The organism is Algoriphagus aquimarinus, assembly GCF_007997215.1.
In the GTDB taxonomy this organism is placed as follows: domain Bacteria; phylum Bacteroidota; class Bacteroidia; order Cytophagales; family Cyclobacteriaceae; genus Algoriphagus; species Algoriphagus aquimarinus_A.
The window spans coordinates 1-17,852 of the sequence record NZ_VORW01000030.1 but is presented as its reverse complement, the minus strand read 5'-3'; the positions used below and the strand labels follow the sequence as shown (position 1 = coordinate 17,852).

General features: G+C 41.7%; 14 protein-coding genes. 5 read left to right on the top strand and 9 right to left on the bottom strand.

Features of this window, described 5'->3' with window-relative positions:
* The first annotated feature begins 163 nt into the window (after window positions 1-163).
* From ESV85_RS21160 to ESV85_RS21145, 4 genes are read left to right on the top strand one after another with little or no spacing between them, the layout of a single operon-like run.
* Window positions 164-2,905, top strand: coding sequence for a DUF1553 domain-containing protein (locus tag ESV85_RS21160; protein ID WP_146921194.1), 2,742 nt, complete (start codon window positions 164-166; stop codon window positions 2,903-2,905).
* Window position 2,906: 1 nt separating this feature from the next.
* The gene (locus tag ESV85_RS21155; protein ID WP_146921192.1) at window positions 2,907-4,412 is read left to right on the top strand and encodes a DUF1501 domain-containing protein; all 1,506 of its coding nucleotides are present in this window, start codon (window positions 2,907-2,909) and stop codon (window positions 4,410-4,412) included.
* Between the two features lie 7 nt (window positions 4,413-4,419).
* A complete protein-coding gene (locus tag ESV85_RS21150; protein ID WP_146921191.1) occupies window positions 4,420-5,292 on the top strand; it encodes a sugar phosphate isomerase/epimerase family protein in 873 nt (290 codons plus the stop codon).
* Window positions 5,285-6,667, top strand: coding sequence for a c-type cytochrome domain-containing protein (locus tag ESV85_RS21145; RefSeq protein ID WP_146921189.1), 1,383 nt, complete (start codon window positions 5,285-5,287; stop codon window positions 6,665-6,667). The genes ESV85_RS21150 and ESV85_RS21145 overlap by 8 nt, the downstream gene beginning before the upstream one ends.
* A gap of 211 nt (window positions 6,668-6,878) precedes the next feature.
* Here the strand turns inward: ESV85_RS21145 and ESV85_RS21140 are convergent, their stop codons facing one another.
* The 4 genes from ESV85_RS21140 to guaA all read right to left on the bottom strand — a co-directional run bounded on the left by ESV85_RS21140 (window position 6,879) and on the right by guaA (window position 11,899).
* Window positions 6,879-7,232, bottom strand: a complete 354-nt coding sequence (locus tag ESV85_RS21140) for a Spx/MgsR family RNA polymerase-binding regulatory protein (protein ID WP_146921187.1) — start codon at window positions 7,230-7,232, stop codon at window positions 6,879-6,881.
* 31 nt (window positions 7,233-7,263) lie between these two features.
* On the bottom strand, window positions 7,264-8,559 hold the full coding sequence (gene hemL / locus ESV85_RS21135) for a glutamate-1-semialdehyde 2,1-aminomutase (protein WP_146921185.1): 1,296 nt from the start codon (window positions 8,557-8,559) through the stop codon (window positions 7,264-7,266).
* Window positions 8,560-8,562: 3 nt separating this feature from the next.
* Window positions 8,563-10,212: an ABC transporter substrate-binding protein gene (locus ESV85_RS21130; RefSeq protein WP_146921183.1), complete on the bottom strand. Its 1,650-nt coding sequence runs from the start codon at window positions 10,210-10,212 to the stop codon at window positions 8,563-8,565.
* A 157-nt stretch (window positions 10,213-10,369) separates the two neighbouring features.
* On the bottom strand, window positions 10,370-11,899 hold the full coding sequence (gene guaA, locus ESV85_RS21125) for a glutamine-hydrolyzing GMP synthase (protein ID WP_146921181.1): 1,530 nt from the start codon (window positions 11,897-11,899) through the stop codon (window positions 10,370-10,372).
* A gap of 235 nt (window positions 11,900-12,134) precedes the next feature.
* Between guaA and ESV85_RS21120 the strand changes: the two genes are divergently transcribed.
* Window positions 12,135-13,844, top strand: coding sequence for a M28 family peptidase (locus ESV85_RS21120; RefSeq protein WP_146921179.1), 1,710 nt, complete (start codon window positions 12,135-12,137; stop codon window positions 13,842-13,844).
* A 137-nt stretch (window positions 13,845-13,981) separates the two neighbouring features.
* On the opposite strand, the gene ESV85_RS21115 is transcribed toward ESV85_RS21120, so the two are convergent.
* The 5 genes from ESV85_RS21115 to ESV85_RS21095 all read right to left on the bottom strand — a co-directional run.
* Window positions 13,982-14,977, bottom strand: a complete 996-nt coding sequence (locus ESV85_RS21115; protein ID WP_146921177.1) for a phosphotriesterase — start codon at window positions 14,975-14,977, stop codon at window positions 13,982-13,984.
* Between the two features lie 221 nt (window positions 14,978-15,198).
* Entirely contained in the window at window positions 15,199-15,879 is a 681-nt protein-coding gene (locus tag ESV85_RS21110) for an SDR family NAD(P)-dependent oxidoreductase (RefSeq protein ID WP_146921176.1), read from the bottom strand.
* A 57-nt stretch (window positions 15,880-15,936) separates the two neighbouring features.
* Window positions 15,937-16,515 carry a hypothetical protein gene (locus ESV85_RS21105; protein WP_146921174.1) on the bottom strand — a complete coding sequence of 193 codons (579 nt, stop codon included), beginning with the start codon at window positions 16,513-16,515 and terminating at the stop codon, window positions 15,937-15,939.
* Between the two features lie 252 nt (window positions 16,516-16,767).
* A complete protein-coding gene (locus ESV85_RS21100) occupies window positions 16,768-17,070 on the bottom strand; it encodes a hypothetical protein (protein WP_146921172.1) in 303 nt (100 codons plus the stop codon).
* Window positions 17,071-17,323: 253 nt separating this feature from the next.
* A partial coding sequence (locus ESV85_RS21095; protein WP_146921170.1) for a DUF4136 domain-containing protein occupies window positions 17,324-17,852 on the bottom strand: 529 nt, incomplete at its 5' end.

Here is a 17,852-nt window from a genome sequence, read left to right as displayed (position 1 = left end):
ACTATCTAGAGGTCTAATCTCAATATCTTCATAATGTTGATCCACCATGCCCAAACCAAAATTCCAGAATATTAACACATATTTATTCAGAATTACCTTAATGATATAAGCGGCTTTCGAAGTAGCTCAGAATTCTTTACTTTTCATATTCATTCAATTACCCATGAATAACCTGAAAATAGCTGGCTTTCTCACCCTTGCCGTAATCATTGCCATTGCTGGCTTTATGATTTTCGGTCAGGAAAAAGAAGTAGACTTTAGCACTCAGATCAAACCCATTCTGAATAAAAACTGCATTTCCTGCCACGGAGGTGTCAAAAAGAATGGTGGATTCTCTGTGCTTTTCGAAGAAGAAGCGTTTGCTGATACCAAATCCGGACATCCAGCAATTATCCCCGGCGATCCAAACGGAAGTGAACTGATCAAGCGCCTGACTGCCACTGATCCGGAAGTAAGAATGCCTTATGAGCGTTCTCCTCTTTCTGAGGAGGAAATTAATCTCTTAAAAACATGGATCAAGCAAGGTGCTAAATGGGGCGAACATTGGGCTTACGCACCTGTCCAAGCTCCTGAAACTATAGCTCAAAAAACTACCGCTGGATTCACTTCTGACAACAATTCAGCTTCAACAAATACCATAGATTTTTACGTAGGTAAAAAACTCGAAGAGCAAGAATTAACTTTTTCAAAAGAAGAACAACCACTTAAATTACTTAGAAGAGCAGCACTCGACATCACTGGTCTGCCACCTACTGCTGATCTTGTGGAGCAGTTTACTTCACAAAAAATCTCCTACGAGCAAGCGGTAGACAAACTTCTCTCCGCTCCTACTTTTGGAGAAAAGTGGGCAACATGGTGGCTTGACCTCGCGAGATACGCAGATACAAAGGGCTACGAAAGAGATGTTTCCCGTACCATGTGGCCTTATCGGGATTATGTGATCCGAGCTTTCAATGACGACAAGCCATTTGATGAGTTCACCATTGAACAGTTGGCGGGCGACTTACTTCCTAATCCTACAGAGGAACAGTTAGCGGCGACAGCTTTTCACCGCAACACCATGAACAATGATGAAGGTGGTACAAACGATGAGGAATTCCGTGTAGCTGCGGTACTCGATCGTGTGGGCACAACATACGAAGTTTGGCAAAGCACGACAATGGCCTGCGTTCAATGCCACAGTCATCCTTATGATCCGATCAGACATGAGGAGTTTTATCAGTCCGCGGCTTTCTTCAATAATTCCCGCGATGAAGACACGCACGACGAGGAACCTAGACTGAGGTTTTATTCGCCAGAAGAGAAAACTGAAATTGAGTCTGTCCTCACTTGGGTCAAAGAAAATGAAAGCTCAAAAGCCGCTGCAGAGCGCAGAAACTTCATGACTTTCCTTGAGCCAAAGTATCCTTCCCACAATGCAGTTGACTTCAACAATGCAGAACTCATAGATACCAAATGGCTAGGAATTCAGGCAAATGGCTCTGCCTACCTTAGAAAAGTAGATACGCGGGGCTCGGACCAGATGCTGATGTACTATGGTTCTGGCCTTGACGGGAGTAAGATGACTATCCGAAATGGAGGTCCTGAAGGGGAAGTTTTAGCAGAATTCCCAATCAATAAAACTAAAGGAGATATCATTCGAGCAATTCCCTTAAAGACTACAACTGGTCTTGTTGACCTTTACATGGAAGTCAAAAATGCGAGTGTAAAGTCAGAGCAAAATGCTGCCAAATTCGTTTGGTTTGCATTTATCCCGACTTTGGAAGGAAAAGATAAACCTGGATTCAAGTATGTGCAGAATTCATGGGAAACAGCTTTGAATTTCAGAGGAACAAAGCTTCCAATTATGGTAGAAAACCCTTCCTACATGGCTCGGGAGACTCATATATTTGAGCGGGGAAACTGGATGAGTCTGGGTGAAAAAGTAAACCCAGAAACACCAAAAACCCTGAATAACTGGAATCCAGAATGGCCTAATAATAGACTTGGATTTGCTTATTGGTTGACTGATAAGGAGAATCCACTTACTTCCAGAACCTTGGTAAATAGAGTTTGGGATCAACTCTTCGGTCGCGGTATCGTAAGTTCACTGGAAGATATGGGCACGCAGTCCGATCCTCCTTCTCATCCTGAATTGCTAGATTACTTGGCTTGGAAGACGATGAATGACTACGACTGGAGCATGAAAAGCTTGATTCGGGAGATTGTCACCTCGGCCACGTATAAACAATCTTCTGCTTTTTCAGAGAAGCTTTACAAAAAAGACCCGCAAAACAAATGGTATGCCCGTGGTCCGAGATTCAGATTAAGCGCTGAGCAGGTTCGGGATCAGGCATTAGCTGTGGCCGGATTGCTAAGTGATAAAATGTATGGTCCAGGAGTCAAACCTCATCAACCAGAGGGTATTTGGCAAACAGTTTACAATGGCGATTCTTGGAACGAAAGTAAAGGTGAGGATGCTCATAGACGTGGGATTTACACATTCTTGAAGCGAACGAGTCCTTATCCTTCCTTCATATCTTTTGATGCAGCCAGCCGAGAGGTTTGTCTCAGCAGAAGAATTGTGACTAACACGCCGCTTCAGGCTTTAGTCACATTAAACGACCCTGTGTATCTGGAAGCAGCGTATTATTTGGCTGCAGATATGATCAAGCAAGATGCAGCAAAGCCAGAAAAAGGAATTGCTTACGGCTATCAAAAACTAGTGCTAAATCCTATCACAGAATTAAAGCTAAAGACCCTTTCCAATCTTTATGACGAAGCGCTAGCCGAATACAAAAGCAAACCTGAATCGCTGGAAGCCTTCTTTACCATCAAAGATAAATCAACAAATCCTGAGCAAGCTGCGATGTCTGTCGTGGCCAATGCCCTGCTGAATATGGACGAATTCTTAACCAAACCTTGATATGAAAAGTCTCGATAGAATGCTCGTTGAGTTTGCGCAGCAAAAGCTGGAAAAGCAAACAAGAAGACATTTCCTGATGGATTGTGTCTCCAAAGTTGGCGGTCTCGCTATGGCTCCGCTGATGTTTGGTTGCGATACGGGTTCTTCAGCTGGATCGGCCGGACTCAATCTAAGTCAACGGGATTTGAATCCGCTTTCACCTTTGCCGCCGCCTTTTGGAGCAAAAGCAAAGTCAATCATTTACCTCCACATGGCGGGAGCGCCATCACAATTGGAGCTTTTTGATTACAAGCCTGAGTTGGCAAAGTACCACAATCAGCCATGTCCACAGTCATTATTGGAAGGAAAGAAGTTTGCTTTCATTCGAGGAACTCCTAATCTCTTGGGCCCACAAGCCAATTTTTCCCAACATGGAAAGTCTGGCGCATGGATATCAGATTACATGCCCCATTTTCAAAAAATGGCTGATGAAGTTTCCTTTTTGAAAGCAGTTCATACGGATCAATTCAATCATGGCCCAGCGCAACTTTTGATGCAAACTGGTAGTGCGAGACTTGGCCGCCCGAGCTTAGGAAGCTGGGTGACTTATGGTCTGGGCACAGAAAATCAAAATCTCCCCGGCTTTGTAGTGCTTACTTCTGGGGGAAAAACTCCTGATGCAGGCAAAAGTGTCTGGGGATCCGGCTTTTTACCTTCAGTATATCAAGGAGTGCAATGCAGATCCAAGGGAGATCCAGTTTTGTATCTGGATGACCCAGAAGGAATGTCTCGAAATCTGAAGAAAAATGTCATTGACGCGATCAATACAGTAAATAAAGAGGAGTTTGATGCATATGGCGACCCTGAGATTCTGGCAAGAATCAATCAGTATGAAATGGCCTATCGCATGCAAATCGAAGTACCGGAAGTCATGAATATCAATGATGAACCAAAAGCAGTTCATGAGTTATATGGCACAAATCCAGGCACAGAATCCTTTGCAAACAACTGCCTGCTTGCCCGAAAACTAGTGGAAAAAGGTGTGCGATTTGTCCAGTTATACGATTGGGGATGGGATACACATGGCACCGATCATGACGGATCGATTGATATGGGACTGAGAAATAAATGCCGTGAAATGGACCGACCTGTATCCGCTTTGCTGCTTGATCTGAAACAAAGAGGATTGCTAGAAGACACCTTGGTAGTTTGGGGCGGTGAGTTTGGAAGAACTCCTATGCAGGAAAACCGAGAAGGTAAAACTCAGAGTTTCCTAGGTAGAGATCATCATGGCGACGCCTTTACCATGTGGATGGCAGGTGGCGGCATCAAACCTGGAGTCACTTATGGCAAAACGGATGATTTCGGATTTTCAGGCATAGAGGATAAAGTTTCTGTTCATGATATTCACGCCACTATTCTTCATTTGATGGGTTTTGACCATGAAAAGTTCACCTATGATTTCCAAGGCCGTCCTTTCCGATTGACGGATGTGGAAGGAGAATTGATCAATAAAATATTAGCTTAAGACCTGCATGCTTACTCGAATTACCTGCCTTTTTCTCCTATTTCTAGTTTTTCTATCTCCAGTTTTTGCACAGCAGCAACTCCTTTTCTTTCAAACAGATTGGGGAAATAAGCTGTCCGTGGATGAATTTCTAAAACGCACCAAGAACGATGGCTATGATGGAATTGAAACTTGGTTTCCATTCTCAGAGGATGTTCAAAATGAACTGAAAGCGGGTTTGGAAAAATACGACTTGAAAGTAATTTTCCTTCATGGAACAAACAAGGGACTTCCCTATGCAGAAGCCTTAAAACTCTATGAAGAAAACCTGCAAAAGATAATTTCCTGGAATCCGGTCAAAATCAATTCCCATACGGGTTCGGATTACTGGACTTTGGAAGAGAACAAAGCTTTCATCGATATAACCACAAAAGCCAGCAAAGAATCAGGGATTCCAATTGTACATGAAACTCATCGAAGTAGGTTTTCATTCAATGTTCCTCTAACAGTAGAGATGGTGAAACTGGCTCCGGAATTACGATTGAACCTGGACATCAGTCACTGGATGGTAGTTCATGAGCGACTGATTGGCTTGAAAGACCCATTGCTGCAGCAAATATTGCCACGCGTAGATCACATTCACGCCAGAGTTGGTTTTGCCGAAGGCCCTCAAGTAAATAACCCTGCTGCTCCAGAATGGAAATCTGAGCTGGACACACATCTGGATATTTGGGAGCATATTATTCGAAATTCAGGTCAGGAAGTCTATACAATCACTACAGAGTTCGGCCCTCCACCCTATTTACCCACTGTTCCATTTTCCAACGTACCCATCGCAGATCAATGGGAAGCCAATGTATTTATCATGAATGCCATTATAGCCCGATTCGCAAATGATTGATTTTATCTTGCCCCTATTCGGGCGATTTCATCCGATCTTGGTTCACTTGCCAATAGGATTTTTGGTATTTGGAGTGATCCTTATTTTTTGGTTTGGGAAGAAGTACAACGCTTATGCTCCCGTAATTCAATTAGCCTTTTTATTCGGTGGAATTTCGGCTTTGGCAGCAAGTATTAGCGGTTTTCTTCAATATCAAAACGAAGGCTATGGCTGGGACACGGTCAAGTTTCATCTTATTTTGGGAATCCTCACTACCCTCCTTTCTTTTGGCTTGTGGTATCATCTGAAAAAGGCTGCGGCAACTCCGACACAGTTGAAAATCAAAGGAGCTAGTCTTTTGGTGATATTAACTATTACAGGACACTTGGGAGGGAATATCACACATGGAGATGATTACTTCACAGAAGTACTACCTCCGTCGTTACAATCGCTTTTAGGCGGTGGAAATAGCATAGCCGAGCCACTTGAACTTCCCGCTGACAACTGGGAGGAAGTGGAATTCTACACTGGGGCCATACAGCCTATTTTGGATCAGAATTGCAAAAGCTGCCATAATCCTAAAAAACTAAAGGGCGAATTGGATCTGAGTTCTTTCAAAGGCGTTCATAAAGGTGGTGAAGATGGAGTAATTCTAGAAGGAGAAAATCCAGAAAAAAGCGCTCTTTATTCCCGATTGATTTTGCCAGAAGATGACGACGATCACATGCCACCAAAGGAAAAGCGTCAGCCTAGAAAAGAGGAAATCGAATTGATCAAAGCTTGGATTGAGTCGGGATCATCCGAAAAAACTAAGCTTGGCGATGCTGCCATACATGTAAGTTTGGTCGAGCCATTTTTTAAGAAAGTTGAAAATCCATTTTATCCTGTCGTTGAGGTTGCAAAGCTTCCGCAGGATTCTATTGCCAAACTGAGAGAAGAGGGGTTCTTTGCTGAAATCGTGAGGAAGGATTCTCCATTATTGAAGATCAGTTGCATCAACTTTCCAGCATTTTCGGATTCAGACTGGCATATGCTCCTATCTGCAAAAGATCAAATTGTGTATTTGGACCTGACAGGAACATCGATCAGTGATGCTATTTTGGAACAAATTTCAAAGCTGCCAAACTTGACCGTTTTGAAACTTAATCAGACAGCTATTGAAGGTTCTGGATTGGGGACATTGGCTGAAAACAAAAACTTGAAGCTGCTCTATATCAATGACAGCCAAGTGACTGTTGACAAACTATCAGCACTGGATGGCCATCCAACTTTGGAGAAAGTATTTGCTTTTGACTCACCGGTAGCCGATAATGGAAGTTTCTCTCAGTTTAGTTTTTACTTGGAAACCGGAAGTTTGAGCTTACCACCATTGGCAACGGATACTATTGTATACTAATATGTCTCGGCAATATCTCGCGGCGGCGCAACGGCGCAACGTTTTTTTCCTCCTTGTTCATCTAGGTTTCTAACCTCGGCTCTTCTATCAGTAGGTTTCTAATTTCTTTCTTAGAAGATTTAGATTGAAAATCCTTGGATAAAATTTCGTGATTACAAATCCCGAATAGCTGTAATCAAAACGTTGCGCCGCCGCGCCGTTGCGAGAGAATTTACTTTAAATGCCCCTCAATCACCTCCGCATCAAAACCCAAGCTCAGGCTTCCATCTTTGTATACAATCACTGGACGCTTGATCATGCTTGAGTTTTCTTCCAGAATTGGGATCGCAGTTTCTTCGTTTTCAAGGGCTGATTTCTGCTCATCAGACATTTTTCGGTAGGTCGTTCCTTTCTTATTCACTAGAGAGGCAAGCTCCGTTTTCTCCAAAAAACCTTCTAAAAGTGCAGCGTCAGGCTTCTGTTTTTTATAATCGATAAAGTCATACTCCACTCCTTTTTCCGCTAGGAAATCGAAGGTCTTCTTCATCGTATTGCAATTCTTAATTCCGTAAACTTTGATAGACATTTTACTTAATTTTTATGCTAGACTCAATCTATTATAATCCCAATATCTCCACCATCGCCTCTTTATGAGCGACTAAGATCTGATCGATCACATCGTCTTTCAGCGCTGTGGACAAGAACAAGCTCTCAAACTGGCTTGGTGCCAAGTAAACTCCACGCTTCAACATCGCTTGGAAATACTTTCCAAACAACGCTGTATCAGAAGTCTTTGCACTTTCAAAATCAAACACTGGCTTATCCGTGAAAAACAAGGAATACATGCTTCCAAGGGTATTCACAGTATAGTCCAACCCTAATTCCTGATTGATACTTTTTATGCCTTCAGTCAATTTCGTTCCGATGTGATTTAACTCTGCATAGACTTCAGAATCTGTATTAAGATGATTCAACATCGTCAAGCCTGCAGCCATGGCAATTGGATTTCCAGAAAGAGTACCAGCCTGATAAACAGGACCGGCAGGAGAAACAAACTCCATGATTTCTCTCTTTCCTCCATAAGCTCCCACTGGCATACCTCCACCAATGATTTTACCCAAAGTGGTCATATCTGGAGTTACTCCGAAAATTTCCTGAGCTCCGCCTTTTGCCAAGCGGAAACCTGTCATCACTTCATCGAAGATCAGGATAATTCCTTCTCTAGTACAGATATCACGCAATCCTTGTAGGTATCCTTCCTTCGGAAGACATAATCCCATATTTCCCGGAACGGGCTCCAAAATCAACGCTGCAATTTCACCTGGATTCGCAGCTACCAGTTCTTCGATAGCTTCTAGATTATTGTATGGAGCAATCAAGGTATCCTTGGCTGTTCCTTTGGTCACTCCCGGAGAATCTGGATCGCCCATCGTCATCGCTCCAGAACCTGCAGCGATCAAAAATGAGTCCCCATGTCCATGGTAATGACCTTCCATTTTGATAAACTTATCACGTCCTGTAAAGCCTCTGGCAACGCGTATCGCAGACATGGTCGCTTCGGTACCAGAGTTGACCATGCGGACTTTCTCAATGGAAGGAACCATGCTTACGATCAACTCAGCTATTTCCACTTCACGCGCAGTTGGAGCTCCGAAAGATGTCCCATCCTCCATCGCTTTGATCACCGCCTCCTTCACTTTCGGATGATTGTGACCCAAAAGCATTGGCCCCCAGCTATTGATCAGTTCGATGAATTGATTTCCATCCTCATCGTACAAATAAGCACCGTCAGCTTTTTTGATAAAAAGTGGCTCTCCACCAACTGCTCTAAAGGCACGAACAGGCGAATTCACACCGCCAGGGATGAAATTTTGGGCTTTTGCAAAAAGCTCTTTACTCTTAGAAATATTCATGGATTAATCTAAAGGTTTCAATTCCCCCGCTTCTAACGTAAACAGAGGTACATATTGATTATTGTGTGTGCCTTGGAAGTTGAATCCCCAAGTCAATTTACCTGCTTGAAATGCTTTCTGATCTAGGTTTCTTCTCAAATCAAAGCCTTTGGTGTCTGAAATATTGGATGAAATCCAGTTGATCATCTCCACTCCAAGGGCGGAGTTCATACTTGGAAAACTCAGGTATTTATTATAGAATCTGTTTCGGAATTGCTGCATAGGCTCACCGTAGAAATTCAAGGTATTATTGCCTATGAAATAGAAATTCGGAAACTCAAGCATCTCGTAATTGGCAAAATTGAAACCCAACCAAGAATCCATTACCAGAGTAGGAATGGAAGCGGTAATAGATTCCAACAGGGAAAAAGCCGGTTGAGCAATGGTAGGATCGTCTGTAAGCAAAATTATCTGATCAACAGCCATACTAGCCTGCCCTTGTCGAATTCCTAAACCTTGTAGAAATGAACTCGTGTTTCTAGGAGTAATCTGCTCAAACTTCACCAATTGAAATCCTGCACTACCTAGTTGATCTTGTAGCATTTTCGCTAGCATCTCATCTCGGGAACTAGCGCTATATCCTATCGCAACTCTTTTACCCCAATTCTGCTTTCTCAATCCTTCTACAATTCCATTTGCAATAGAACTTACGGTAGGTCTAAACAGGTAGCTATAATTCAATTCTTCAAATCTGTCACCCAAATTAGAGAGTGGATGTACAAACGGTATTTTGGACGTTTCGGCAAAACTGCTCACCAAGTCTGTTTCTTCCTGGTAGATCGGGCCAATAATAATATCCGCCGAAGCAATAGCTGGATCTGCTAGTAAGTTTTTCAGATGTGCTACATCTCTTTTTGAGTCAAAAGTCAGCATATTGACCTTTGTTCCAGCTTTCTTCAATTCCTCAACTCCATATTGCAAACCTTGGTATAGTTCGAATACAAAATCACTTTGCGGAATACTAGACAAATTCGTGCGTGAAGAGTTGGTAAAAGGCAAAATCACCACGATATCCAACACCTGATCCTTCACTACATTTTTATTCTCGTTTGCTTTGCCTTGCAACTCATAATACGCTTCACGCTCCGTTGCTGAAAGAATGGTCTGAGACTCTAAAACCCGCTTCAATGCTTCCCCAAAGCCTTTATTCTCTTTGAATTCCTGTAGATTGGCAATCATAAAGCTAACGCTCACCTGCTTTAAGTTTTCGTAAGAAGCATTTTCAGCCATCTCCATAATCTTATCATCTTTAATTCTTTTGATGATTTGAAGCGCTTCTACGTTTTGTTGATTTTTAAAATAGGCTATTCCTAAAAGATATTTAGCATCGTCAGATTTTGCCCAGCTCCCAGTAGCTACAGCTTCCAAAGCAGCCACTGCTTGTGCAGGTTGATTCGCTCCAAGAAATGCCTCTCCCAAATGAAAAGCTGCATAGTTAGCAAGATTTCCGTATTCTTTCGGATCAGTAAATTGCTTGAAAAGTGGGATGGCTTCCCAGTAATTTTTGGCAGCCAGTTCGGACTGAGCCTTGCGATAAGCATCCGGTGTGGGAATTTGAGCGATAGCTAAGCTCAAGATGAAAAATACCGGAATTACTAAAAGAAATTTTTTCATTTTATCGAAGTGAATCAAACATCAAACAGGGTGTGCAAATTTAACCCAATATTTTCAAACCCAAAGTTCAGGCCGAAAAGGGTTAAAAAGTAAAAACCCGAAGAATAGTCTTCGGGTTTCACAATTTCAAATTTGAAATTTCTAATCTCAAATTAATCTATTCCCACTCGATAGTAGCAGGAGGCTTAGAAGAGATATCATAGACAACTCTGTTTACACCTTTTACTTTATTGATAATTTCATTGGAAATCTTGCCCAGGAACTCATACGGAAGGTGAATCCAGTCAGCAGTCATGCCATCTACAGAACCTACGGCTCTCAGCGCAACTACTTTCTCATACGTACGCTCATCTCCCATCACGCCTACAGATTGGATAGGAAGTAGCATCGCTCCTGCTTGCCACACCTGATCATAAAGTCCAGAATCTTTCAAGCCTTTGATGAAAATATAATCTACTTCCTGAAGTGTCTTTACTTTCTCGGCAGTGACATCTCCCAAAATACGGATTCCAAGCCCCGGACCTGGGAATGGATGACGACCGATAATTTTCTCTACAATCTCCAGCGCACGTCCTACTTCCCGAACCTCATCTTTGAAAAGCGTATTCAAGGGCTCCACTACAGAAAGCTTCATGAAATCAGGTAAACCGCCCACATTGTGGTGAGACTTGATGGTAGCAGAAGGGCCTTTTACAGAAATCGACTCAATCACATCTGGATAGATCGTTCCTTGTCCAAGCCATTTTACGCCTTCAAGTTTATTTGATTCTTCGTCGAAAACCTCAATGAATGCATTCCCAATCGCTTTTCTCTTAGCTTCTGGATCCGTAACTCCTGCAAGTGCATCATAGAATTTCTGCTTGGCATCTACTCCAATCACATTTAATCCCATGTGCTTATATGAATCCAATACTTCTTCGAATTCATTTTTGCGAAGCAATCCATTATCTACAAATACGCAGATCAACTGGTCTCCAATTGCACGGTGAATAAGTGTAGCAGCCACAGAAGAATCAACTCCTCCTGACAAACCCATCACAACTTTATCTGAACCGATTTTTGCTTTCAAATCAGCAATGCTCGCATCGATGAAAACATCAGAAGTCCAATCCTGAGCACAGCCACAGATTCCAACAACAAAATTTCTCAATAGATTTTTGCCTTCCGAAGAGTGAGTTACCTCTGGGTGGAATTGAATTCCGTAAGTTTCTTCTTCTTTTATTTTGAAAGCAGCCACACGAACTGAGTCTGTGCTTGCGATCACTTCAAAATTTTCCGGCAAATTCTTGATCGTATCTCCATGAGACATCCAAACCTGCGAACCGTGGCTCATTTCCTTGAGCAGGTCGTAATGTGTATCAAGATGACTCAAGTTTGCTCGGCCATATTCTCTGATCTCAGATGGAAGCACTTCTCCGCCATATTTCTGAGCCAAAAGTTGGGAACCGTAGCATACACCCAAAAGAGGGAGTTTGCCTCTCAAACTATCTAAGTCCAAATCAGGAGAACCCGCATCTCTTACCGAGCATGGAGAGCCTGAAAGTATCACTCCTTTAATATCAGAGGTGATTTCTGGAACTTTGTTATAAGGGTGGATTTCGCAATAAACGTTCAGTTCTCTAACTCGTCGGGCGATGAGTTGTGTGTACTGAGAACCGAAATCGAGGATCAAGATTTGTTCTGCCATGCGCAAAGGTAATCAGGGCAGACAAACTGAGGAAATGATCTGAGAAATTTTACAGAATAATGTTTGGTAGGGAGGGATTGGAAGAAGCTGTCCGCCGTGACGGATTGGAAGATTGAATCTCCAGAAAAAAGATTCTGAGGTTCAAATGATCTCGTAAATCGTAATTCCCATATCGTAAATCCCCAAATAATATATTATCTAGCACCTATAAACCAACTTGAATTCACTATTTAGTATGAAATCAAAAGCTATCCTCCCCATCTTTTTGCTTTTACTAAGCATAAGTTCCTTTGCTCAAAACGCTCCGCTTCAGAAAGTTACCGACCCTTATTTTAAACTGGTAAGACCAGAGTTCAAAGGCGACTTGGCTTATGAGACCGTAGCTTTCGTAGAGCAATACTGGAGGCTCGCTGGAAATACCGGATTTAATAACACTGTGTATCTTATCGCTGAAAAGCTGGAAGCTGCAGGGTATGTTTTAGAAGAAAAAGCAACCGATTCCGATCGATTCACCTATAGAATAGAAAGTCGGAAGATGAAACAACCTACCTGGGAGCCAGTTTCTGCCTCATTGAAAATCCTCGGTTCCAGTGAAAATTTACTTTCCTCGGAGACCAACCGAAATATGATTTATCAGTATTCCTCCTCCACTCCTGCGGAAGGGATTACTGCGGAAGTTATTTATGTGGAGAGCAAGGAAGCACTTTCTTCTCTCGATGTGTCAGGAAAAATTCTCTTTTCGGATCAAATTAGTTATAGAACGCTACAGTCAGCTGTGAAAGACAAAGGTGCTGTGGGCGTATTGACTTACGATATGCCTGCTTATTTGCAACCAGAGAAAAACACTACATCCATTCAGTTTAGAGGTTTGAGACACGATGCTAAGAACCCAACTTGGGCGATTGCGCTTTCTTTCGCAGCCAAAGAAAAACTGAAAACCGAGCTGGCAAAAGGCAAGGTAGAAGTGCTGGTAAAGACAGAATCCAAGATCTATGAATCCGAGGAACTCACCGTAGTCGCTAATGTCAAAGGATCAGAATTGCCTTTGGAAAGCCTGGTTTTCTCAGCACATATCCAAGAGCCTGGGGCAAATGACAATGCTACTGGCGTGGGTACTCAATTGGAAATGGCGAAAATCACTGCTGAATTGATGAAGCAAGGAAAGCTTGACCTGAAGCGCACCTTAACTTTCCTTTGGGGAGATGAGATAATTTCTACCAGAAGATATATTGAAGAAAAAGACAAGCGTGAAGCTGAAATCAACTGGGGAATTTCGCTAGATATGGTGGGTGAAAATACTGACGTAACAGGTGGAACTTTCCTAATCGAAAAGATGCCTGACCCAAGTGCGATCTGGACTCGTGGTGAGGACAAACACAGCGAATGGGGCGGTTCTCCTTTGAAGGTTGGTGATTTGAAGCCACACTACCTGAATGACTTTATCCTGACCAACTTCGAGGCCCAAGGCGAGTACGCCAACTGGGTAGTGAAAACCAATCCTTTTGAAGGAGGATCTGATCATACGCCATTCCTTCAAGCAGATATTCCTGGATTATTACTTTGGCACTTTACCGATCAGTTTTACCACACGGACAATGATCGCTTGGATAAAGTCTCTCAGAAAACGATGGTCAATGTCGGCACAGGAGCTCTAGTTTCTGCTTATACCCTATTGAATGCTGATACGAAAACAGTAGATCAACTAATGCTCATGCTCGCAGCAAAAGTACAAATACGATTGCTTATAGAAGTTCAACTTAGCAAAAAAGTGATTGCTGAAGGTGGATCTACCAAAGATGAACAATTGATCCTAGACACTTGGGCTGACTATTATGCAAAGGCTATGGATTCTATCAAGGACTTAGTTCCTACTGACGATGAAAAAACATTGAGGAGAATATTGCTAGCGAAAGAGGCGATCAAGGCTCATGTTCCTCAGCTGTAGTGGAGGCTCGCGGCGACGCAGCGGCGCAACGATTTTTGCTTCATCCTGTAAATCTATTCAATACTCCATAGTTCCATTTTGCCAAATTTGTTCGTTGATACTTGAATTTGGAAATTGATAATTGAACTTGATCATTGCTAATTTCCAAAAGCTCGTTTAGGATTTTCTTCCAAAAGCATTTTCCAGTCATCTTCGTCAAATCCCTTAGCATTTAATGCGGGCATCAGCTTTTCAAAAATATTGGTGAATGGCACAAAATCTCCTCCATTTGGTTTGGCAGGATCATACCAACCTGCATCATGGGAAATCAGCACTTGATCCAAGATTTCATTTTCCTTGGCAAAAAGTAATCGCTCCACATATTCATCCAAACTCCATCCTATTCCATCCATACTGATCCAAACACCGAGATTGGCTGCGTTCTGGTAATTTTGAAAGTCCTGCTCAGCCTGTGCATGGACCCAAACGAATGCGGAAGGGTCAATTCCCATTTCCTTTAATATGGCAACTTCCTGTTTGGCAGTATTCCATGTTCCGGTGTGAGAATAGATTTTCAAACCTGTTTGCTCAAAAGTCAGACCTGCTGCTCTGACCAATTTTGAATCCATTTCCCCCAAAGGATCATCCTCATTGACCGAAATTTTGATGAAGCCCGGCTTGATACCAGTTCCTTCTATTCCATTTTCGTATTCATCAATCCATCGCTCTGACAACTCTTCAGCTGTTTCTGTGAATGCATAATCAGGTAGAAACCTTCCCTTTTGCGTACCGTAAAGTCCGGTATTGGTGATGAGTTGAATTCCCGACTGCTCACTGAGTTTTCTGAGCAGAACAGGATCTTTTGCCAAATAGGAAGGTGTACAGTCAAATATGGTCTTTACACCATATTTTCTCACTTCGAGTAAATAAGGCAGGACTTTAGCGATTACCGCCTCTTGACTATACCGCTCTGGTGAAACAGAATCTGCCCCTATAAAATCCACGAGCATGTGCTCATGAATCAGGGTGAGACCCATTGAGTCTATAGGAATCGGACCAGTGACGGTATTGATGTATGTGGTTTGAGACTTAGGATTTGAACAGGAAAAACTTAAGAGTAAAAAGCTTAACCCAAGAAATAGAAAATGCTTCATGTATAAAACTAAGCAACTACTCCAGATAATATCAACTGTATTTCAATTGATTTAATTCTTATTATATGAAAACCCGCTTTTCTATTAGTGGTACCACAAAAGCATTATAGACTTAGGATAAGACTAACTTTTAGGCCGCTTCGGTCACCTGTCTTCGGTCTTCTGTCAGGGTGAGCAAAGAAATTATGGGTGCTGGCCTCATTGAGGATAATCATATTTTACTATTTCAAAGAAGACATTCCACCGTCAATATGTAATATTTGGCCAGTAACCCAAGACGATTTAGTACCTAAGAGAAATAGAGTGGCTTCAGCGATATCCTCTGGTGTGCCTATTCGACCCAAAGGATGTCTTTTATCAGAGGCTGCCCGCTTTTCGTCTGTGCTTACCAATTGCTTCGCCAAAGGTGTGTCCGTTAAAGATGGAGCAATGGCATTAACTCTAATGTGATTTGGTGCCCATTCTGCTGCCAAGGATCTAACCAATCCCTCCACAGCTCCCTTTGCCGATGCTATTCCAGCATGAAATCCCATGCCCGTTTGCACAGCAACAGTACTATAAAGAACCACCGAAGCAGCTTCTGATTTTTTAAGACCTTTCATACAGGCCTGAAGCGTCTTGACCGCACCAAAAAAATTTACGTCCATCTCAGCCTTAAAATCCTCCATCGATATTCTATGGAATGGTTTGAGATTGATGGAACCGGGACAATAAACCACGCCATCAATTACCTCAGGTAAATCCTGCAATTCTGAAGAGCCGTCTGTTACATCGAATTGGTAATTCCCCTCTCCACTTCGGGAATAGAGGAACAAATTTGCTCCACTTTCCTTTGCTAATGCTGCGACGGCTTTTCCGATTCCTGAATTCCCTCCGATGATAACAATATTCTTTCCTTTCATGTCATTAAATGGTTTTAGGTTAAAGCATTTTGAGAGGGGGATTGTTTGAAAGTTGTCTTATTTCAACTCATAAAAATAAATGGTTTGTACATCATTCTCCATAGCATCTGGATCTTCGCCTGGCTTGGCATTGGAATAAAGCACATCACGAACTGACCAAAGATTAACATCCCAGGTTCCTTGCCATAGTTTTTGTTCACCTTTGAAAATCTGGTAATTGTAGATTGACTTATACTTATTTGCCAATTTCATAAACTCTGGGCCACCAATAAATTCCCGCGGAAGCTTATCTACTTCCTCTTGCGGAGCGAAACCATCAAACTGGGTTAATAAATAATCATTTGAAAAGATAAAATTGGTGTATTCAGAACTTGCCAGCGCATTTAAAAACCCTTCAAATGATGCATCATCCCGAGTTGGCAAAATTTGCTTATAGCTATCACCAGGATCCAAAGCCCAATTTCTTTGCAAAATCAACTCAGGAAAAGTATATACATACATTTCAGGAGAGTTCGGGAAAAGCACAAACATCTCATCATTGACTATTTTTACAATAGGATCTAAATTATTGTATTTCCCAGGACTGCTGGCTATTTGACTTTCAGCAGGAATAACATCCGATCTCAAAATTTCCATAGTAGAGAGGTCTCTTACCGACATAAAGGGATAAGAAATACTAAAATTCTTAGATTCAAGAACCTCAGGTGCATCAGATTTTTCTAAAGAAAACGTATAGAAGAAATTTTTATGTGTCAGTGCTGCGCGACTACCACCAATCCTACGGGTAACCAAATCAAATTGAAGCGTCTTTTCTTCCAGCAAATTAAAATCAAGATCATATATAAATGCTCCAGCATGAGTAATTATTAGGATTTTATTTCCCCCTTTTTAATTAGCAGTGATAAAATACTGAGTCTTATAACTATCCTTCCCATCCTCACTTCTATTGGCTTTTAGTATAATTTCACCAGAGTTATCTACACGAATCAGCTCATTTGTCTTCCAATCAAAAAACAAAAATTCAGAATGATCTTCCTTGACATCTATCATTCCCAATTCGGTCAAGTGATCTATCACCAAACTATCGGTAATCACCAGCTCGGGAACGTAAACATCCGATAGTTTTTCTTGAGTCTTATCACTACAAGCAACAAGAACAGCGAAAAGAAGTACTGGCAAAAAATTCTTCATGGATATCAATTATCTAATAAAAATAGGTATGGAGAAAATAAATGACAAAATAGTAGATAGAAATCTTACTAAAAGCATTGCAATCAGTACTAAACACTATTTATGAGATGTTATCAGAAAATATAAATCACACGCTTTTGGAATTCAAATCAAGAAAAAACCCTACACTTATTTTAGTGTAGGGTTAGAAAATTGTTTCATAATCCCAGGTTCTAAAACCCGAGACATGATATCAATATATGATTACCAATTTTTATTCGGTACTTGGACCAGTCTCAAATTGATTGAAATTAAAGTCTTCGAAAATAGCACCTACTTTTTCCTGCATTGCGCTCATATTTTTAATATCTGTAGACTTTAACGCACCAGAGGCATATCCTTGCCAGATTTGATTTCCAGTCCTTGAATCCAAGAAATTAATTAAAACTGTTCCTTTATCTACCGGAACCATTTTAACAGAATTAGACCTTGGACCGAATCCAAGATAATCCTGCCCATTGTCCAAAACATATTTTCTAAGCTCAGTTTCTTCATCAAGGACCAGGAAGTTGACTAGCATCTGGGGATCTGCTTTGTCTTTAGCGAAGCCCCTTGCATCCATTTGAAGTTCGATCGCATCTTTAATCATTTTCTGAGTAGAATGATTATTAAAAATCACTAGTGTCCGACTAAAGTAAGAATTTCTCAGAGAGGTTGAAAAGAACTTAATCAGAGGAGATTTTTGGGTGAAATTGGAATGTAAGCCCACTAGGTTGGAAATAGGGCCGTTTGGTTGGCTTTCA